Source organism: Pyrococcus yayanosii CH1 (assembly GCF_000215995.1).
GTDB lineage: Archaea > Methanobacteriota_B > Thermococci > Thermococcales > Thermococcaceae > Pyrococcus > Pyrococcus yayanosii.
This window is the reverse complement of the sequence record NC_015680.1, coordinates 65,293-83,060: the sequence shown is the minus strand read 5'-3', so window position 1 is coordinate 83,060 and position 17,768 is coordinate 65,293. Positions and strand designations below refer to the sequence as shown.

Below are 17,768 nucleotides of genomic sequence, written 5' to 3'. Positions count from 1 at the left end.
TCTTTCCTTCTTTGCTTTAAACGAGGGAGGCAACTGAGTACAGGAGAACCAGCAGGAAGATCGCACCGGCGAAGTAAGCGACGCCATGGGGAACCCTCACGCATTCACTCTTTACCCTGAGGTACATTGCCACAGGCAGAATCCCGGCGTAGAGGAGACCACCGAAGGTCCCGGCGAGCCATAGAGCCCTGACAAAGCTCTTCAAACCCGCAAAGTATACCAGTAAGGGCGGAACCACCGTAAGGAGCCAGGCGGTTCTCTTGTCGAGCTTGAAGGCCTCGCGGAGGTTGTCCATTTGAGCAAGGGCTATCCCGATGTAGCTTGTGCTTATCGCTGCAAGCGGGAGAATTAAGCCAACGAATCTGCCAAGGCTTCCGTAGTATTCTTCAAGGGCAGAAGTTGCCAGTTCAGGTGTCTTACCGCCAAGGGCACCGACGAATGCGAGGACGAAGAGTGCATAGAAGACCATGGGCACGAGATAGCCAATTAGAACGGCCTTCTTCGTCTCCTCAGAATCTCCAAGCCCCCTGTACATCTCAGGAACTACCATGTGGCTAACATAGGCGAAGATAGCGACTCCCACCCCCGAGATGACTGCGGATGGTGAGCCAATGCCCAAATTATCGACGTTAACCCTTGGAAGCATCAGGACGACTGCTACAGCCAGGGCACCAAGCAGGAGAAAATTTAGCGCTAATTCGGCCTCTCCCGAAGCTTTAAGACCCATAAGCACTATCCAGCTCATGGCAAGCCAGAAGATAGTTGCACAGATCGCTTTGTCAAGGCCAAGAAGAGAGGATAAAATATCACCACTCCCAGCGACGTAAGCTATGAGGGCACCGTAGCTCAACACGGAGATGCTGGCGAGCATAAGCCAGCCGCCCGCCCTTCCAAGCGTCTCGCGAGCGAGGGATGTAAGCGTCCCGCCTCTCTGAACGGCCAGCTCAAGGACGAAAAGGGCCGTGATGAGCGTGAGTATACCGACGGCGATGACAACCATTATTCCCGCGAAGCCAGTATCCTTGAGAGCGTAAGGAAGACCAAGTACACCAGCCCCTATCTGGGTTCCGATTAGTATGGCACTCGCCTCTGCCAGGGTCAACCTCTTCATGGCCACCACCAGAGCGTGAAGAATCCTTCATGAATTTAAGGGTTGCTCCAGAAAAGATGTCCAGCGGTGATATCGAAAAAAGCGGCAAGGACTTAAGTGAACATTAAGGTCCAAGTTTTTTGAGATCCCGTTTTAACGTAGAGCCAGATGAGAAGCCTGATGGAGAGCTTGTGATAGTCCTCCCTCGCTTTGGGACATTTTTCTTTTTCAAGCCTCGCCCTTTAGGACGGGGAGGAGGTCAGCTCGGCGCCGTTCACCCTAAGCGGGGCTAGCATACCCTCAAAGCGGATTTTGCAACCACGACATCGCCTAAATCAGTGACTACCTTATCATCACGCTCAAGAATCCTGTTCGGGAGGCGGCATATTAAGTGAACCCTCACAACATCAATAGCTTCACCAAAAGGCCTAAATATTTTATTGGGAGAATATCCAGGGAGAGGGAGGACGAGATGGGAAAAAAGGAGGAATTCCTAGATCAGCTCATCGAGCTTATCAATACCGCCATAAGGGAGCTTGAAGAGGAGGGACTTAGCCCAGACATATTGCTGGCCGGGAGCGAGTTTCTCAAATATTCCCTGGATATTATTGAGGGACTGAGTCTCTCCGTTTACGAGATAAAGGAGCTGGGAAACGATGCCATCATTGCGGATTCAAAGTACATCGGGCAGCTCAAAAAGGCCTCAAGGAGGATATCAATAGAACCCTTACTTCAAGAAGAAGAGTGGGAAGAAATCCTGAAGAACCTGCCCGAGATTGAAGATTAACTCACTTACATTATGCCAGCAAGCCTTCTTTTGAGGGCATACCCCAAGCCCCCGCCCACTATTATACCAGTCGTTGCCTGGACTATGTCGTTATACAGCTCGATCGTAGCACCAGCTACCCCATAAAGCAGGTAAGCGACACCGACATAACCTATGACCATGACGGAACTACCAGCAATAGTCGCCACCAGTATCCTCGAATAGTTAGCCTCGCCCTTTGCCAGGTACCCGACAACCAGACCCTCGACTCCCTTTATCATTAGGGTGAAGATGGACCAGTGGGCGTAGCCACTGAAGATGTCCGCGAGGGCAGAACCCACGCCGCCGGCGAAGGCACCAACTAGGGGGCCGAACAAAATGGCGGCAAGCATAACCATCGTGTCGCCGAAATTGAGGTATCCCTGCGAGGCTGGTATGTTTATCTGGATGAACATCGTAACGACGGCCACGAGGGCCGTCATGACACCCGAGATTGCGAGGACAAATGGCGTCTTGAACTTCTCCTTGTTGAAGAGGATGTAAGTTACGTAAACCACAACTATTATCCCCACGATCGCTTTAAAGTAGTTCGCGTACGCTATCAACGTCTCCTCCTTCATGCCCACCACCATTCCCTGGTATGGTCTACCTTTAATAAAACTCTCGGTGAGGATTATGAGGGAGCGCGAAATCATTGAGCTCTTCCTGAAGGAGGTGGAGCTCCAAGGCGACCTGCCGCTAGGGGACGATGCAGGAGCAATAAAGCTCGGAAATGCTTGGATAGTCGTTACAAGCGATATGCTCGTGTGGGGCACGGACGTTCCTCCTATAATGACCCCGGAGCAAGCCGGAATGAAGGTCGTCATCATGAACCTGAGCGACGTCGCTGCAATGGGGGCAAAGCCCCTGGGCTTCTTCTTCTCACTGGGCATTCCACGTGATATTGGGGAAGACGTTCTAAGGGGAATAGCAAAGGGTATTGGAAGGGCGGCTAACCTCTACAGAGTTCCTGTCCTGAGTGGGGACACTAATGAGGGAAGAGAGCTAGTAATAGACGGAGGAGCCCTCGGTCTGACAGAACGGCCCCTTTTGAGGAGTGGGGCACGACCCGGCGACCTCGTGTGCGTTACGGGGGATTTAGGAAGGGCCCTTGCGGGTTTGCTAACGTGGAAAAAAGGACTCAATATATCTCCCTCAATCAGGAGATCCCTCTACGAGAAGCTACTTGAACCAACGGCCAGGGTGGAGGAGGGAATCGAGCTGGGGAAGGTGGCAAATGCGGCCATAGATGTCAGCGACGGTCTAAGCAAGGAGCTCCACATCCTTGCCGAGATGAGCGGCGTTAGGATAGTTGTGGAGGAGGACCGCATACCTATAGGGGAGGGCGTACAAGAGGTTGCGGAGTTGCTCGGCTTTGACCCCATTGAGTTGGCCCTCACGAGTGGAGAGGAGTTCGAGCTCGTATTCACGGTAAGTCCAGAAAGGGTCTATGAACTTAGCTTCGACTTCTCAATCATTGGAAGGGTGGATGCGGGAAAGGGTGTTTACATAGAGCGTGGAGGGAGAAAGGAGAGGATGCCGCTCTTTGGATGGGAGCACTTCGCGGAGGGACTGCTGTGATTAGCATTGAGGCCTTTAGCCTTGCGAATAGGAAAATCCTAATAGCCGTTCTCTGGGAGGAAAAGATCGAGGGAATAACTTTTTCCCTCGATGGAAAGGAATTCCTCAAAGAAAGGATTACAAGGCTTCGTGAATTCCTCCTTAGGAGGGGCGCTTCAATATCCCTTAGACTAGAAACCTCCAATTACCCTGAACTCGTTTTCAAGATTCTCGTCGGCGAGGTAGAAAACAGGGAAGCTCTCAAAGAGCTGAGTTTCGCAACATCAACACCCTTTGAGAGGCGCGTTTACATCTGGCTTGCGAAAAACGTTAAAAGGGGAAACATCATAACCTACGGCGAGGTTGCGAGGGCCCTTCGCACCTCAGCAAGGGCCATCGGAGGGGCCATGAGACGCAACCCTTACCCGATAGTCATTCCCTGCCACAGGGTGGTTGCCAAGGAGGATCTCGGCCACTACACGCCAAAGCCCGAGTATAAAAGGTTTTTGCTGGAGGTGGAAGGATGGATAGGCTGAAAATATACATCGCAGCATTCATCGCCATCATTTTGGGAATAGCAGGCCTGATAGTGTGGAAGTGGGGCTTCTGGATGCTCGTGAGAATAATCCTTGGGCTCGGCTTCCTTTTCCTCACGCTGATGCTCGCCTTCTTCCTAGCCCTAACTCTCTACGCAGAGAGCTGGAAGTACGCCGCCATGCTATTGCCCATAACCGCAGTGTCCGCTTATGCCACATATCTCTCCATAACTTGGCAGAGACTCAAGATAGTGGGGGCCGTTATAGCCTTCTTCGTAGCCGCGGTAGCTTTCGGCATATGGTACATCAGCGAGCCCGACCTAAGCATAGCAGACCGCTTCCGCTCTGCCGAGAAGCTGGAGAGGATGGGACGCTACAAGCAGGCGGCAAGGAAGTACGAGAAGGCTGGGAATTATCTAAAGGCGGCAGAGATGTATCTCAAGCTGGGATGGCTAGAGAGCGCAGCCTGGGCCTACGAGAAGGCTGGTCAGTATGCCAAGGCGGCTGAGCTCTACGAGCAGCTCTACGAGAAGGAGAAGGACACCTACTACCTCAAGGAGGCCCACGAGTACTGGAAGAAGGCCGGGAACATGGAGAGGGCCGCCAAAGCATTAGAACGCTACGCCGAGGAAGAACCATGGTTCTGGGAGGACGTAGCTAAGCTTTATGAAGAACTCGGCAACGAGGAGAGAGCCAGGGGAGCCTGGGAGAAGGCTCTTGAATACTACATGAAGGAAGCCAAGGAAGAAGGAGTCTTCTGGGAGGATGTAGGCAATATAGCGCGCAAACTTGGTAGAGAGGAGCTCGCCAGGGAGGCTTATCAGAAATTCCTAGAGTACTGCCTCAAAGAGGTTGAGGAAGATCCGATGTGGTGGAAGCACGTTGCCGAAGCTTACGAATACCTCGGCGAAAAGGAGAAGGCGGAGGATGCAAGGAAGAAGTACGAGGAATACAGGGAAAAGATAATGAAAGCCAACGAAGAGACGTCAAAGTTCCCAAAGTGATGCTTTCTCTTTCACTTTATCTATATCCTCTGGCGCGGTTGGTTCCCACGAGGCACAAACACAACTCAGTCCAAGTTTCTCAAGAGGCTTTCATGTTGTACGTGCATGTAACAGGTAGTACCGTATCCTGGAAAGGCGGTCCTGCCATTGTGTAAACTTCATCCCCAATGGAATATACAAGTTTTGGCTGAATAAATAGACTCCTAACTTTGCCATTTATCTCGAGAGTTATGACAAAATATCTTGACTCTTCGGGAGGTATTAGTTTGCTTGACATTAATTTTGACTTAGCTATTTCGTAGGGAGTTGAAGTATTATAGACTTCTATGTTGACTATTTTGACTAACTTAGAAGGTATGCCAAAGCTTACATTGATAAGCCTCATCGTAACATTAAATGGATTATATAATCCAAAACTATATTTTACTTCTCTCGTCCCCTCTTTGAATTCTATACTTTCTAACGAGAACGCTGTTATATTTGGCTTGAGTTTCTGCTCCTCATTTACAGTTTCAAATGTCCAGTTCCCAAGATTCAACCGTATCCTTTGTTTGCGACCATTTTGTATCCAGTATAAGTCCCCGCTTACATCTAAGTATTTGTAATTTCCAGGAGCTGAAAGGTTTAGCTGTGAAAAATTTATTGGCAGGATAATTCCGAGATATCCATGGTAAAACACGGGAATGTCCTCGCCATTATACGACACCGACAGAAAGGAACCGCCAAAATTCATGGTTACAGAGATGGCTACCGACTGATTCACGACGCTTTTTGGATAACACCAGTACAGCATCACTTGGGCTACTGTATCATTCGGAGTTCCATATATATAGCCAACATATGGCAGTATAAAATCACTTGGACTTGGTGGTGTAACCTCACTTTTCGTTTCTGAAGCCCGATAAGCATTATTGCTGGTCTTGATAAGCTGCTGAGGTGGAGTATTGTTCTCAAATTGGAGAACAACATTACCAGAATTCCCATTTATTAATAGTGACAAGATAAAAAAGGAAAGCATGAAAATGAAAATCCCTCCTATAATAAATTTTTTCATCAATATCACCTCCTTTAGGTCAAGGGATGCAGTACGAACGACATTCAGGGGCAGCATTCATTTTTACATATGCAGATGCTGTTTCACCCAATTCCTCATGTCCATCAGGATACACTATGTGTTTTCTCTGGACTATTTCCTTTATAGGCTCTACATACCTCCATTCAAGAACGGCATCTTTACCATGGCATGTAACACTGCATGTCGTGCTTTCACAATACGTTGCTCCAATTGTCGCTCCTAGTTCCGCTTCTATTAACTCAATTCCTACCTTAACACTGCCAGACACTGAAACAGACATGCAATGTTCAACCGTCTTTGAAACACTGCATGTGGCATCTTGGCTTTTGCAATGATTTATGGCGGCGATTTGCCATGGGCCATAGTTGATAGTGTACAATGTAATCCTCTCTATTGTCCAGTATTCAGTCTTCACTCCAGGGGTTATCCTTTCAGGCAAAACAATGTTCTTTTCTACTGTTATTGCACTAACATTAGTTGCTGTCATTACTACCAAGAGCAATCCAATTAGGGCACTCCCTATTTTTTTCTTTTCCATTTTGGCATCCCCCATACTAGTTGCAGTATTAATTGCTACTAACATATAACATACTTATAAATTTTTCTCTAGCAGAATTTAGTTTGTAATTTTTCAGGATCTTGATTACTATTGCTCTTAATTAACTCTTTTCAATTTACCAATCCAACTTTCCATAGAGGATAAGCTTAAATATAAGCGTGGTAATAATAGCAGTCATGGTTATAAACCTAAGCCACCATTTTCTTATTGCCCCCGTACGCGAGGGCCTGGCTGAGCTGTGAGGTCAGGTGCGACGCGGGGGCAACAGCCCGGCCTAAGCGAGGTCCCCCTGGGAGGGCCTTCCGCGTCACGGAGCACGATGACCGGGGGTAACCCTGGTCGGGCACAGGCCCGTCTGGGTTAGCCCGCCCAAAGAAGCCGAGGGCGTTGATGGGGGCGGGTGTTACGGGCGGGCCACAGAAAGCCTAAAAACTCTTCTGGTGACTCCTTCTGGGATGGGAATGATACGCTTCGTCCTCGACACGAGCATCTTCGTTAACCCAGATGTAAGGAGTAAATTTGGAGCCACGCCAACGGAGGCTATGAAGACGTTTCTGAGGTACGCGGAGAAGCTCTTCGGAAAGGTGGAGTTCTACATGCCTCCCGGCATATACAGGGAAATCATGAACTTCGTTGATGAGCAAGAAGTCTCGCCGGACGTCGAGCTCTATATAATAAAGAAGCCGCCCAATGTCCACGACATCAAGATCCCCGCCTTCGTCGTCTACGAGCTCATAGAGGACATAAGGAGGAGGGTCGATAAGGGCCTGCGGGTGGCGGAAAAGGCCGTTAGAGAGAGCGTCATCGACACGGAAAACGTTGACAAGATAATCCAGAAACTGAGGAGGAACTACAGAAAAGCCCTAAGGGAGGGCATAGTAGACAGCAAGGAAGACTTCGAACTGATACTTCTGGCAAAGGAGCTCGACGCAATTCTCGTGTCCGCGGACGTGGGCGTCCTGACCTGGGCCGAGAAGATGGGCATAAAGTGGGTTGACGCTGGAAAGTTCAGGGAGCTTTTAGAAGAACTCGTGGAGAAATTCGAGAAATGAAATTTCAAGATGAAAAGGAGAGGGCTTCAAGGCTTCTCGAGAACGATCTCGATGGTCGAGGTGTTGGTTGTCCTACCGTCAGCGGTCGGGAGCTCCTCGGTGCCGATCTTGATGTCCTTGACGCTGACCTCCGGGAGGAACCTGTTCCTGACGATCTCGGCAACGTCAACAGCCCTGCTGATGGCCCTCCCACGAGCCTTTATAACGACCTCCTTAGCACCCTCGTTGAACTGGGTTATAACGGCCAGCACGTAGTTCATAACGGGCTTCTTTCCGATGTAAACGACGTGCTCCTCAGCCATCTCTTGCCACCTCCTGGACTTTTGTCATCCCGTTCCTCGTCGTGTTCAAGTTAAATACTTTTCGGTTTCGATTGGTCTAGTGAGGAACAAGAGAAAGGATTAAGAGGGTCAGCCCCTAGCCTGCTTGAACTGCTCCTGTATGCGCTTGTAGTACTCCATGGTCTCCTTGCTCACACTGGGTCCAATCTTCTTTAGGGCCTCCTCGAAGTCCTTCATCGTGACCTTCGCAACCTTCCTTATCTCCTCCGCCTTCATGCCCTCCTTGATGATTCCCTTCTCCAAGGCCTTCCTCATTGCTATCATTGCCGCTTCTCTACAGACCGCAGCTATGTCGGCTCCTGTGTAGCCCTCTGTCCTCTTGGCCAGCTCTTCGAGGTTGACGTCTTTGGCTAGTGGCATGTTCCTCGTGTGAACCCTGAATATCTCCAGCCTAGCCCTCTCATCAGGCGCGGGCACAAGTATCAGCCTGTCGAACCTACCAGGCCTCAACAAAGCAGGGTCTATTATGTCCGGCCTGTTGGTTGCGGCTATAACTACTACACCACTGTTCTCCACTATTCCGTCCATCTCCGTCAGCAGCTGGTTGATTATTCTATCTGTTACCCTGTTCACATCTGTTCCTCTTCTCGGGGCTATTGCATCGATTTCATCTATGAATATCACCGTCGGTGCTGCCTGTCTAGCCTTCCTGAAGATCTCCCTGATGTTCTTCTCGCTCTCACCGACCCACTTGCTAAGTATCTCAGGACCCCTGACGGCTATGAAGTTTGCTTGGCTTTCTGTTGCGACGGCTTTGGCTAGGAGCGTCTTACCAGTTCCCGGCGGGCCATAAAGGAGAATGCCCTTCGGCGGAGTAATGCCAAAAGCCCGAAACGCTTCTGAATGCTTAAGCGGCCACTCTACTGCTTCCCTTAGCTCTTGTTTGACTTCCTCTAGGCCGCCTATGTCGTCCCAGCGGACGTTTGGGACTTCAATGAGCACTTCCCTCAGCGCACTCGGCTCAACCATCTTCAACGCCTCATAGAAATCCTTCCTTGTCACCTTCAACTCCTCAAGAACCTCCCTCGGAATAGTCTCGGCCTCAAAGTCAATCTTGCCCTCTTTTATGAGCCTCCTGAGAGCGGCCATAGCTGCTTCTCTCGCGAGGGCGGCTAAATCAGCCCCGACGAAGCCGTGGGTCACTTCGGCAAGCTCGTCGAGCAACCTGTCAATTAGGCGGGCCTTAACCTCATCGTAGAGCTCTGTACTGACCTCCTTAAGGACCTTCTTGACTTCCTCCTCGTCCCTAGCACCAATAACCTTCCCAATGGCTTTCTCTACGATGCCCCTGAACTTCTCCTCTTTCCTGAGCTCTTCAAGAATCTCAAATACCTCGCCTTTCCTGAAGTCGGGTTCTATGGGCATTCCTCTGGTGTGGATTTGGAGTATTTCTTTTCTGCCTTGTTTGTCTGGTACTCCAACTTCGATTTCCCTGTCAAACCTCCCCGGCCTCCTCAAGGCAGGATCAATAGCATCAGGCCTATTAGTAGCAGCAATAACAATAACCTTACCCCTACTCTTAAGACCATCCATAAGGGTTAAGAGCTGCGAGACCACTCTCTTCTCGACTTCCCCGTGCGTCTCCTCGCGCTTAGGAGCAATGGCGTCGATCTCATCAATGAAGATTATCGCTGGAGCGTTTTCTTCAGCCTCTTTGAACACTTGCCTAAGTCTTTCCTCGCTTTCACCATAGTACTTGCTCATGATTTCCGGCCCATTAATGGCAATAAAGTGTGCATTAGCCTCGTTCGCCACAGCCTTAGCGAGCAAAGTTTTACCCGTCCCAGGCGGCCCATAAAGAAGAACACCCTTAGGAGGCTCAATACCAAGCTTCTCGAAGAGCTCAGGATGCTTAAGCGGGAGCTCTATCATTTCCCTGATCTTCTGTATGACGTCCTTCAGTCCACCGATGTCCTCGTAGGTCACCCCCGTGGTCATTGCCTTGGCAACTTCCTTAACAGGCTTCTCGCTTATGGAGAAATCAGTGTACTCCGCTATCTGTACTACTCCACTGGGCTGTGTGGCTGTGACGATAAAGGTTAACTCTTGCCCAAGAACTCCTATTTTGATGTAGTCGCCCCTGACGACTGGCCTACCTATTAGCCTCTCGTGGAGCCACTCAACGAAGTCTGGACCAAAGCGAATAGGCTCCGTGGGCGCGAGAACGACCTTCTTGGCCTCCCTGACCTCTGCCTTCCTGACCGTAACCTCATCGCCCAGACCAACGCCGGCGTTCTTTCGTATGGTTCCGTCCATCCTAATTATGCCAAGGCCTTCGTCCTCCGGATAGGCCGGCCAAACGATGGCGGCGGTGTTCTTGGTTCCAATTATCTCGACGATGTCGCCAGGCTCAACGCCTATCTCTCGCATCGACTTCCTGTCTATCCTGACTATCCCCCTGCCAACATCCCTCTGATAAGCGGAAGCAACTTTCAGCTTAATTTCCTTCTTATCGGCCATCTTTTCCCACCTCCAAGTTTTAGTTACTAATGGTAACTAAAAAGAAAAGGGTTTATAAACTTTCGGTTCACTCGACCTTAACTTCGAAGCCCTCTTCCTCCCTCTTGGTCGGGTGCTTCTTCGGTATCCTTATCTCGAGGACACCGTTGTTATACTTCGCTCTTGCCTTCTCTGGGATGACCTCCTCTGGAAGCCTTATTACCCTCCTGTAGCCACTGTAGTAGCGCTCGACTCTTATGGCGCCTTCGCGTTCGAGCTCCTTCTCTCTCCTAACCTGAGCCTCGATGTAAACGGTGTTCTCAGTGACCCTAACCTTGATGTCCTCCTTCCTCACGCCCGGAAGCTCCACTGTTATGACGAACTCGTTACCGTTGTCGAAGATGTCAACGAAGGGCTCTCTCCACACTTCTTCAATCCTGGTCTCGTAGGCCTCGGGCTCGCCCCAGCGCCTGTAAGTCCAGAATCTTGGCCCCCTGAATATCTCCTCGAATATGCTGTCTATCTCTTCCTGTATCTCTCTCATTATGTCAAACGGATCCCAGATATTCCATCTCCTCCTCCTTATCGTCATGCTCCCTCACCCCCTCTCGCTCCTGGTTTTGGTTACCAGTAGTTATTAAAACCTTACTTCTTTATAAACTTTTCGCCTCTCCAAGAATTTTTAAGTTCAAGGACCAACTCGTAAGGGTGGGCTCCATGGATGTCGTCTGCATGGGCAATCTCAACTACGACATCACCTTCATCCTCGACCGCTTCCCCGAGTTCCACGAGAAGGTAAATGCTAGAAGTGCTTACTTTGGGCTAGGAGGCTCGGCCGGGAACACGGCCACGTGGCTCGCCCACCTAGGATTAAGGGTCGGCTTCATCGGAGCCGTGGGAAACGATGACTTTGGCAGGCTTCACATCGAGTTCTTTAGGCGCATTGGCGTGGACACCTCCAGGGTAAGGGTCGTAGAGGTGCCTACCGGGATAGCCGTGATGCTGATACACGGTGAGGACAAAAGGATAGTGAAGTTCCCTGGTGCCAACGTCTTCAAAGAGCTCGATGAGGCATATATAGCCCAGGCGAGGCACCTTCACCTGTCCTCAAACCCAGTAGAGCTCGTGAGAAGGGCAGTTGCCATAGCCAAGAGACACGGATTGACCGTTTCCTTCGATCCGGGCGAGATGGAGGTGCCAGAAGATGTGGAAGCCAAGCTGGACTACCTGATAATGAACGAGGACGAGTTCAGGAGGAAGTATGGAGGACTTGGAGCCGTGAAAGACGTGAAGGCGAAGAACGTCGTGGTGACGCTGAACGGCGGAGGGGCTCTCGTTAGGGACTCTGCCGGTAGAGTATTCGAGGTTAAGGGGCTCTCTGCCAGGGTCGTCGACTCTACTGGTGCAGGGGATGCCTTCGACGCGGGCCTCGTTTACGGCATCGTTAAGGGCTGGTCGCTTGAGAATGCTACAAAGCTAGGAATGCTCTTGGCATACCTAACCGTTCAGAAGGTGGGAGCTAGGAGTGCTGTAATACCACTCGAAGATGTCAAGAGGATCGCTGAGAGGCTGAGTCTTGGGATATTTGGTGAAACTTAGACTCACACTCTTCGACGTTTGCCTGCGGGTTATAGTGGGGAGGCGGTGATGATTGAGGGAAGTCATTGAGGAGGTAGAGAAGAGGATTAGGAGACTCGAGGCTCAGGCTGAGATAGCCGAGGAGCTTCTCTACAGGATGGAGGAGAGCGGAATCCTCCGCAAATATAGGATTCTAAAAAGGAAGGGCATGAGTCTCTACACATTCTTTATGCCCTTATGGACTATTGCAGGCCTTATGATGCTCTTCATCCTCCGCTGGAGGTATCCCGAGGTGCTCGGAAGGATTAACTTAACCCCCTACCTCGTGCTCGTGGCCATGGTCTCCCTCCTGCCCCTCCTCGCGGCCCTCCTTGAGAGAGAAGGAGAGGATCCTGTAGCGGAGCTTGAGGGGAAAGCCAGGAACGCCCGGAAGGTTATCAGGGATTTCTACAATCCTTTAAAGAAGGGTCTCGAGGAGGGGAACGAGGAGGTGCTCAGGGGACTGGCCGACAGGCTCCTCGATGATCCTACCTTGGCTCAAGCCATAGAGGCTGTCCACGAGGGCGATGCAAAGCTAATGGCCTACGCCCTCTACCTCTACCTCAACAGGAAGGCTGTTTCGGAGGAGGAGCTCCAGAAAGCTATTATCCTCCTTGGCAGAGGGCCTTTGGCAATGCTCCTTGAAAAAGCCCGGAAAGAACGAGAGGGGGATGGGAGAATATGAGGTTCGAGGTGCTGACTAAGGATGACATGAATGAACTCTCAAGGCTCCTTAGCAAGGCAGGAATAATGAACAGGACTAGGGAAGAGCTCGGGTGGGAGCTCTCCCATACGGTTGTCATCAGAGGCAAGTTCGGTGAGTTAAGGAAGATAGACATTGAACCCGTCAGGCAAAGGCTTGGAGAAATTGAAGCTACCTTCAGGAGCCTGATTAAAGAGATAAAAGAAGGGAAGGAAATCGAAGAACTACTCGACGACACGAATGATGCTAAGGTCGAAGTCTTCTCGGCGCTTGTGGAGGCAGGCTTCCTTGATATAGGAGAATGTGTAAAGCTGAAGAAGGAGCCCGCTCTAGAAGAGTTAAAGATCGAGCTCAGGTTCCCCATGGAAGATGTCATAGAGTACGTAGAGGATCTTGAAAAGCACGGGGCAAAGCTTGTCACGGAAATAGCTCTCATTAAGAGGTACTACGTGGAGGTCATGGAGATAGAGGAGGAGGCCATTGCCAAGGCTATAGAAATCGCTGGGGAATATGCAACGGAAGAGTCCCTAGTAGAGGCCATGTTCTCGGGCCTCGCTAAGTCCGCCCTTGCCAAGAGGATGCTCGAGCTCGTGGAAGATATTAGGAGAAAGGACGAGCTCATAGAGATTATGATGGAGCAAGAACCCATAATCCTGAGGGGCAAGGATGTCGAGCTGGCCGTGTACTACGAGGAGGATGCCATTGAAGACCTGCTGAAAGAACTCCAGACCCTCGGATACCTAAAGGTGAAGGGGAACAGGGTGTGGCCCTATTAAGACTTCGGAAGATGGGGCAGGAGCCAGCTCAGGAACCCGTCCAGGCTCCTAGTTTGGATATAAACGGTCCCAGTACCGCGGAACTCCATGACGAGGCCCTCACCACTGAAGAGCACGCTCTTCAGTCCACCAATACTTTTTACGGTGAAGTCAAGGCCCTCTGTAAAAGCCACCATGTGGCCCGTGTCCACGACGAACCTCTCACCCTTCAGGTGCACCGGCCTTATGGCACCATAGCTAGCCAAGAATACAATCCCTCTCCCACTGAGCTCGAGGAGAAAAAGGCTCTCTCTTCCAAGGAACGTTTTTGCGCCGCCGAACTTGATGTCTATCTGTATGTCCTCGGAGCCCGCGAGGAAGGCTCCAGACTGAGCATAGATGGTCCCATTAATCTCAAGGGCCTCTATATCCCCAGGATATCCAGGGGCAAAACCGACGACGCCCGGACCGTCTTCTGCCCTGAAGACATTGATGAAGAAGCTCTCTCCTCCGAGGACACTCCTCTTGAGGGCCCCGAGGAGCCCTCCCCTCGCCTTGGTCTCCACCCTCACAGTAGGACTCATATAGACCATCGCCCCAGCTTCGGCCTGAACTGCTTCTCCTGGCTGCAGCTCAACCTCGAGAAAGGAGAAACTGGGCCTGTGCTCTATCCTATACTTCATTAAGAACCACCAAAAAATTACAATCCTCAAAGTTTAAAAACGTTTTGATGGGAAGGGAAAATTAGGCCTGCACTTTCTCCCCCGTGAGCCTCTCGTAGAGTTCCCTGTAGGCCTCTATAAGATCGCCCTTGTCAAAACGGAAGACATCCTTGTCGAGGCTCCTCTTCGTTTCCGCGTCCCAAAAGCGACAGGTGTCCGGGCTTATCTCATCCGCGAGAACTATCTCACCCTTCTTGTTCTTTCCAAACTCGAGCTTGAAATCCACAAGGATTATGCCCCTCTCCGCGAAGAACTTCCTGAGAATCTCGTTCACCCTGAGAGCTATGCGCTCCATCTCCTTCAGCTCCTCTTCGCTCAGCCCGAGGACCTTTGCGTGGTAGTGATTTATCATGGGGTCATGAAGCTCATCGCTCTTGTAGTAGAGCTCAACTATGGGCTCTGGGAGCTCATAGCCCTCTGGAAGTGGAAGCCTCTTCCTGAGGCTACCGGCAACCACGTTCCTCACGACAACTTCGAGGGGATACATCTGGAGCCTCTCGACGATTAGCTTGTTATCCCCAGCCACTCCTATGAAGTGAGTCTTTATGCCGTGCTCCTCTAGAAGCTTGAAGAGCTTCGCACTTATCTGGGCATTCAGCCAACCCTTGCCTCTGAACTGGGCTTTCTTAACGCCATCAAAGGCCGTAGCATCGTCCTTAAATTCCATAATGGCCTTATCATCATCAATTGGGATGACCTTCTTGGCCTTGCCTTCATAAACCTCCATTGTATTCACCATATTTATGTAAAAATCCCAACGTTTTTAAGTGTTTTTAGACATGAAAATGGCAAAAGTAGGACAAAGCTTTTAAGCCAGGTCAACCAACCAAAGGCGTCAAAGGGGACAGAGGGTCGGCAGAATGAGGGAGAAGTGCGGAATATTCGCGGCCCTCACGGACGAAGCACCCAAAAAGGCGTACTACGCTCTCTTAGCCCTCCAGCACAGGGGTCAGGAGGGAGCTGGGATAAGCTTCTGGAATGGGAGCCTTAGGACGGTGAAAGGTCACGGACTCGTCCCGGAAGTATTCCGTGAGGATTCCCTAGATGGCCTGGACGCTCAGGCTGCCATAGGGCACGTCCGCTATTCCACTTCCGGCTCCCTCAGCGAAGTTCAGCCTCTTGAAATTGAGTGTTGCGGTCGAACCCTTGCCCTCGCCCACAACGGCACTCTCACTAACTTCCTTCCCCTGCGGAGGAAATACGAGGGAATGGGTGTTAAGTTCAGACATTCCCTGGACTCCGAGCTTCTCGGTGTATCCTTTCTCTGGCACCTTAAGGAAGAGGGAGATGAGTTCGAAGCCATGAGGAGAGTCTTCGAGGAAGTTAAAGGGGCCTACTCCATCGTGATACTCCTCGAAGGGGAGCTAATCGTCGCAAGGGATCCCGTGGGCTTCAGACCTCTGGCCTACGGATGGGGGGGCGGCCACTACTTCGCCTCGGAGGATTCCGCACTCAAGATGTTTGGCCTTGAAACAAGGGACATAAGGCCAGGAGAAGTCTTCCTCGTCTCAGAGGGTGGCGTTGAGAGTAGGATACTCGTTAAAGAAGAGCATAGGCACTGCGTCTTCGAGTACATATACTTCGCGAGGCCTGACAGCACCCTCGATGGGGTAAGCGTCTACCTAGCCCGCTACAGGATGGGGCGCGAGCTCGCCAAGGAAAGTCCAGCGAAAGGAGACGTTGTCATAGCGGTTCCCGATTCCGGGAGGACGGCTGCCCTCGGCTTCGCCCACGAGAGTGGCATACCCTACATGGAGGGCCTTATAAAGAACCGCTACGTCGGGAGGACCTTCATAATGCCCAGCCAAGCCTACAGGGAGCTCAAGGTCAAGCTCAAGCTCAGCCCGGTCAGAGAGGTGCTCGAGGGTAAAAGAGTAATACTCGTGGATGATTCGATAGTCAGGGGGACGACGATGAGACAAATAATCGCCATGCTCCGGAGGGCTGGGGCCAGGGAGGTTCACGTTAGAATAGCCTCTCCTCCGATAAGGTATCCGTGCTACATGGGGATAGACATTCCAACGAGGCACGAGCTGATAGCTGCCTGGAGAAGCCTTGAGGATATTAGGAAGGAAATTGGAGCAGACAGCTTGGCCTACCTGAGCATAGAAGGATTGAAAAAGGCCGTGGGAACGGAAAAGCTCTGCATGGCCTGTCTGACGGGAGAGTATCCGGAGTGGGCCTTTAAGTTTTGAGCTAAGGTTATGGATAAATCCTGTTCGGCGTCCTCGGGAAGAGGGTAGCCCAGCGGATGTGGTCGAGCTTGAGGATCCAAGCCACGAGCCTCTCGAGACCGAGGCCAAAGCCGCTGTGTGGAACGGAGCCATACTTCCTGAGATCTAAGTACCATTCGTAGTCCTTTGGATCCATGCCCTCCTCGATTATTCTCTGCCTCAGCTTCTCCCAGTCCTCTTCCCTCTGCGAGCCCCCTATTATCTCGCCGTATCCCTCTGGAGCTAGCATGTCCGCCGCCAAGACCTTCCTTGGATCCTCGGGATCCTCCTTCATGTAGAATGCCTTTATGTGCTTGGGGTAACCGTAGACGAAGAAGGGCCTGTCGAACTCCTGGGTCAAAATGCGCTCCTCGTCGGCACCCATGTCGTCGCCCCATTCAATGTTCACGCCCTTTGACTGGAGTATCTCTATCGCCTCGTCGTAGCTTATGCGTGGGAAGGGTGGCTCAGTGTTCTTAAGGGTGGTGAGATCGTCCCTGAAGGTCTCTATCTCCTTCCTCCTCAGCTCCAAAGTCCGCTGCACCATGTAGCTGACGAGTTCCTCTTCAACCTTCATTATGTCCCAAAGGTCCATCCACGCCGCCTCAAGCTCGAGGTGCCAGAACTCCGTTAAATGCCTTCTCGTCCTACTCTTCTCTGCCCTAAAGCTCGGCGTTAGCGACCAGACCTTTTCGAGGCCGAATATAGCGGCCTCCAAGTAGAGCTGAGCGGACTGGCTTAGGTAGGCATAGCGATCGAAGTATTTGAGCTTGAAGAGTGTTGCCCCACCCTCAACCGCTCCAGTAACGAGTATCGGCGGAAAGACCTCATACCAGCCGTCCTGGAGGAGCCACTCTCTGGCTGCTTGCATCAGCGTTGCCTTGACCTTCATTATCGCCGCAACCTTAGGGGAGCGGAGGTGGAGGTGCCTAAGGTCCAGGAGAAGTTCGGGGCTCGCCTGCTCAGGGTTCTCTGGAATCGGAAACTCGCTGACGGCTTGAATTATCTGGAGCCTCTCCACGTGGACCTCAGCCCCACCTGGGGCCCTCTCGTCGGCCTTCACTATCCCTTCAACTATGACGCTGGACTCCCTGCCAAGCTTCTTCGCCGTGTTAAAGGTCTCCTCATCTACGACGCCCCTCGCAACAACTGTCTGCACTATTCCTGTGGAGTCCCTTATCCACAGGAAGACCTTCTTGCCGACCCTCATGTTTGTGTAAACCCATCCGGCCAGCCTGACTTTCTTTCCATCCATATCGGGCTTAACCTCAGCGCAGTAGACCTTCTCTATCATGAC

19 protein-coding genes and 1 pseudogene are annotated in these 17,768 nt (G+C 51.4%); 9 read left to right on the top strand and 11 right to left on the bottom strand.

What is annotated here, in order from left to right:
• Positions 1–16 precede the first annotated feature (16 nt).
• Both PYCH_RS00400 and PYCH_RS10355 read right to left on the bottom strand, forming a co-directional pair.
• Positions 17–1,111, bottom strand: coding sequence for an aromatic amino acid transport family protein (locus PYCH_RS00400; protein ID WP_013904856.1), 1,095 nt, complete (start codon positions 1,109–1,111; stop codon positions 17–19).
• A gap of 239 nt (positions 1,112–1,350) precedes the next feature.
• Positions 1,351–1,493 (bottom strand): annotated as a pseudogene (locus tag PYCH_RS10355) (DUF402 domain-containing protein); the annotation flags it as partial.
• 69 nt (positions 1,494–1,562) lie between these two features.
• Here PYCH_RS10355 and PYCH_RS00395 point away from each other — a divergent pair.
• On the top strand, positions 1,563–1,877 hold the full coding sequence (locus PYCH_RS00395) for a family 4B encapsulin nanocompartment shell protein (protein ID WP_048058322.1): 315 nt from the start codon (positions 1,563–1,565) through the stop codon (positions 1,875–1,877).
• A 5-nt stretch (positions 1,878–1,882) separates the two neighbouring features.
• On the opposite strand, the gene PYCH_RS00390 is transcribed toward PYCH_RS00395, so the two are convergent.
• The gene (locus PYCH_RS00390; protein ID WP_048058125.1) at positions 1,883–2,476 is read right to left on the bottom strand and encodes an ECF transporter S component; all 594 of its coding nucleotides are present in this window, start codon (positions 2,474–2,476) and stop codon (positions 1,883–1,885) included.
• Between the two features lie 55 nt (positions 2,477–2,531).
• On the opposite strand from PYCH_RS00390, the gene PYCH_RS00385 reads away from it, so the two are divergent.
• The 3 genes from PYCH_RS00385 to PYCH_RS00375 are packed head-to-tail and all read left to right on the top strand — an operon-like array spanning position 2,532 to position 4,995.
• Positions 2,532–3,476, top strand: coding sequence for a thiamine-phosphate kinase (locus PYCH_RS00385; protein WP_013904853.1), 945 nt, complete (start codon positions 2,532–2,534; stop codon positions 3,474–3,476).
• Entirely contained in the window at positions 3,473–3,991 is a 519-nt protein-coding gene (gene otg / locus PYCH_RS00380; RefSeq protein WP_013904852.1) for a methylated-DNA--protein-cysteine methyltransferase, read from the top strand. Before PYCH_RS00385 ends, otg begins: the two co-directional genes overlap by 4 nt.
• A complete protein-coding gene (locus tag PYCH_RS00375; RefSeq protein WP_013904851.1) occupies positions 3,979–4,995 on the top strand; it encodes a tetratricopeptide repeat protein in 1,017 nt (338 codons plus the stop codon). The genes otg and PYCH_RS00375 overlap by 13 nt, the downstream gene beginning before the upstream one ends.
• A gap of 79 nt (positions 4,996–5,074) precedes the next feature.
• Here PYCH_RS00375 and PYCH_RS00370 read toward each other — a convergent pair whose 3' ends face one another.
• Complete coding sequence (locus PYCH_RS00370) at positions 5,075–6,049, bottom strand: hypothetical protein (protein ID WP_013904850.1); 975 nt, start codon at positions 6,047–6,049, stop codon at positions 5,075–5,077.
• A gap of 19 nt (positions 6,050–6,068) precedes the next feature.
• Entirely contained in the window at positions 6,069–6,653 is a 585-nt protein-coding gene (locus tag PYCH_RS00365; protein WP_237698672.1) for a hypothetical protein, read from the bottom strand.
• A gap of 437 nt (positions 6,654–7,090) precedes the next feature.
• Between PYCH_RS00365 and PYCH_RS00360 the strand changes: the two genes are divergently transcribed.
• Positions 7,091–7,681, top strand: a complete 591-nt coding sequence (locus PYCH_RS00360; protein WP_048058321.1) for an RNA ligase partner protein — start codon at positions 7,091–7,093, stop codon at positions 7,679–7,681.
• A 26-nt stretch (positions 7,682–7,707) separates the two neighbouring features.
• Here PYCH_RS00360 and albA read toward each other — a convergent pair whose 3' ends face one another.
• The 3 genes from albA to PYCH_RS00345 all read right to left on the bottom strand — a co-directional run bounded on the left by albA (position 7,708) and on the right by PYCH_RS00345 (position 11,053).
• Positions 7,708–7,983 (bottom strand): DNA-binding protein Alba, encoded by a 276-nt coding sequence (gene albA, locus PYCH_RS00355; RefSeq protein WP_013904848.1) that lies wholly within the window; start codon positions 7,981–7,983, stop codon positions 7,708–7,710.
• 108 nt (positions 7,984–8,091) lie between these two features.
• Positions 8,092–10,482: a CDC48 family AAA ATPase gene (locus PYCH_RS00350; RefSeq protein WP_013904847.1), complete on the bottom strand. Its 2,391-nt coding sequence runs from the start codon at positions 10,480–10,482 to the stop codon at positions 8,092–8,094.
• A 67-nt stretch (positions 10,483–10,549) separates the two neighbouring features.
• Positions 10,550–11,053 carry an Hsp20/alpha crystallin family protein gene (locus PYCH_RS00345; protein ID WP_013904846.1) on the bottom strand — a complete coding sequence of 168 codons (504 nt, stop codon included), beginning with the start codon at positions 11,051–11,053 and terminating at the stop codon, positions 10,550–10,552.
• A 125-nt stretch (positions 11,054–11,178) separates the two neighbouring features.
• Here PYCH_RS00345 and PYCH_RS00340 point away from each other — a divergent pair, with 125 nt between their 5' ends.
• From PYCH_RS00340 to PYCH_RS00330, 3 genes are read left to right on the top strand one after another with little or no spacing between them, the layout of a single operon-like run.
• Positions 11,179–12,060 carry an ADP-dependent ribose-1-phosphate kinase gene (locus PYCH_RS00340; RefSeq protein ID WP_013904845.1) on the top strand — a complete coding sequence of 294 codons (882 nt, stop codon included), beginning with the start codon at positions 11,179–11,181 and terminating at the stop codon, positions 12,058–12,060.
• Between the two features lie 52 nt (positions 12,061–12,112).
• Positions 12,113–12,763 (top strand): hypothetical protein, encoded by a 651-nt coding sequence (locus tag PYCH_RS00335; RefSeq protein ID WP_013904844.1) that lies wholly within the window; start codon positions 12,113–12,115, stop codon positions 12,761–12,763.
• Complete coding sequence (locus tag PYCH_RS00330) at positions 12,760–13,557, top strand: hypothetical protein (protein ID WP_013904843.1); 798 nt, start codon at positions 12,760–12,762, stop codon at positions 13,555–13,557. Before PYCH_RS00335 ends, PYCH_RS00330 begins: the two co-directional genes overlap by 4 nt.
• Here the strand turns inward: PYCH_RS00330 and PYCH_RS00325 are convergent.
• Positions 13,554–14,219 (bottom strand): TIGR00266 family protein, encoded by a 666-nt coding sequence (locus tag PYCH_RS00325; protein WP_013904842.1) that lies wholly within the window; start codon positions 14,217–14,219, stop codon positions 13,554–13,556. The two genes, PYCH_RS00330 and PYCH_RS00325, sit on opposite strands and share 4 nt — an antisense overlap.
• Before the next feature lie 61 nt (positions 14,220–14,280).
• Entirely contained in the window at positions 14,281–14,985 is a 705-nt protein-coding gene (purC, locus tag PYCH_RS00320) for a phosphoribosylaminoimidazolesuccinocarboxamide synthase (RefSeq protein WP_013904841.1), read from the bottom strand.
• A 133-nt stretch (positions 14,986–15,118) separates the two neighbouring features.
• Here purC and purF point away from each other — a divergent pair, with 133 nt between their 5' ends.
• Positions 15,119–16,453, top strand: coding sequence for an amidophosphoribosyltransferase (purF, locus tag PYCH_RS00315; RefSeq protein ID WP_013904840.1), 1,335 nt, complete (start codon positions 15,119–15,121; stop codon positions 16,451–16,453).
• 7 nt (positions 16,454–16,460) lie between these two features.
• Here purF and asnS read toward each other — a convergent pair whose 3' ends face one another.
• Positions 16,461–17,765 carry an asparagine--tRNA ligase gene (gene asnS / locus PYCH_RS00310; protein WP_013904839.1) on the bottom strand — a complete coding sequence of 435 codons (1,305 nt, stop codon included), beginning with the start codon at positions 17,763–17,765 and terminating at the stop codon, positions 16,461–16,463.
• Positions 17,766–17,768: the final 3 nt, after the last annotated feature.

What these genes read in the sequence shown, in the direction of transcription:
- PYCH_RS00400 (WP_013904856.1), bottom strand. Translation starts at nt 1,111, where the DNA reads ATGAAGAGGTTGACCCTGGCAGAGGCGAGTGCCATACTAATCGGAACC.
- PYCH_RS00395 (WP_048058322.1), top strand. Translation starts at nt 1,563, where the DNA reads ATGGGAAAAAAGGAGGAATTCCTAGATCAGCTCATCGAGCTTATCAAT.
- PYCH_RS00390 (WP_048058125.1), bottom strand. Translation starts at nt 2,476, where the DNA reads ATGAAGGAGGAGACGTTGATAGCGTACGCGAACTACTTTAAAGCGATC.
- PYCH_RS00385 (WP_013904853.1), top strand. Translation starts at nt 2,532, where the DNA reads ATGAGGGAGCGCGAAATCATTGAGCTCTTCCTGAAGGAGGTGGAGCTC.
- PYCH_RS00375 (WP_013904851.1), top strand. Translation starts at nt 3,979, where the DNA reads ATGGATAGGCTGAAAATATACATCGCAGCATTCATCGCCATCATTTTG.
- PYCH_RS00370 (WP_013904850.1), bottom strand. Translation starts at nt 6,049, where the DNA reads ATGAAAAAATTTATTATAGGAGGGATTTTCATTTTCATGCTTTCCTTT.
- PYCH_RS00365 (WP_237698672.1), bottom strand. Translation starts at nt 6,653, where the DNA reads ATGTTAGTAGCAATTAATACTGCAACTAGTATGGGGGATGCCAAAATG.
- PYCH_RS00360 (WP_048058321.1), top strand. Translation starts at nt 7,091, where the DNA reads ATGATACGCTTCGTCCTCGACACGAGCATCTTCGTTAACCCAGATGTA.
- albA (WP_013904848.1), bottom strand. Translation starts at nt 7,983, where the DNA reads ATGGCTGAGGAGCACGTCGTTTACATCGGAAAGAAGCCCGTTATGAAC.
- PYCH_RS00350 (WP_013904847.1), bottom strand. Translation starts at nt 10,482, where the DNA reads ATGGCCGATAAGAAGGAAATTAAGCTGAAAGTTGCTTCCGCTTATCAG.
- PYCH_RS00345 (WP_013904846.1), bottom strand. Translation starts at nt 11,053, where the DNA reads ATGACGATAAGGAGGAGGAGATGGAATATCTGGGATCCGTTTGACATA.
- PYCH_RS00340 (WP_013904845.1), top strand. Translation starts at nt 11,179, where the DNA reads ATGGATGTCGTCTGCATGGGCAATCTCAACTACGACATCACCTTCATC.
- PYCH_RS00330 (WP_013904843.1), top strand. Translation starts at nt 12,760, where the DNA reads ATGAGGTTCGAGGTGCTGACTAAGGATGACATGAATGAACTCTCAAGG.
- PYCH_RS00325 (WP_013904842.1), bottom strand. Translation starts at nt 14,219, where the DNA reads ATGAAGTATAGGATAGAGCACAGGCCCAGTTTCTCCTTTCTCGAGGTT.
- purC (WP_013904841.1), bottom strand. Translation starts at nt 14,985, where the DNA reads ATGGAGGTTTATGAAGGCAAGGCCAAGAAGGTCATCCCAATTGATGAT.
- purF (WP_013904840.1), top strand. Translation starts at nt 15,119, where the DNA reads ATGAGGGAGAAGTGCGGAATATTCGCGGCCCTCACGGACGAAGCACCC.
- asnS (WP_013904839.1), bottom strand. Translation starts at nt 17,765, where the DNA reads ATGATAGAGAAGGTCTACTGCGCTGAGGTTAAGCCCGATATGGATGGA.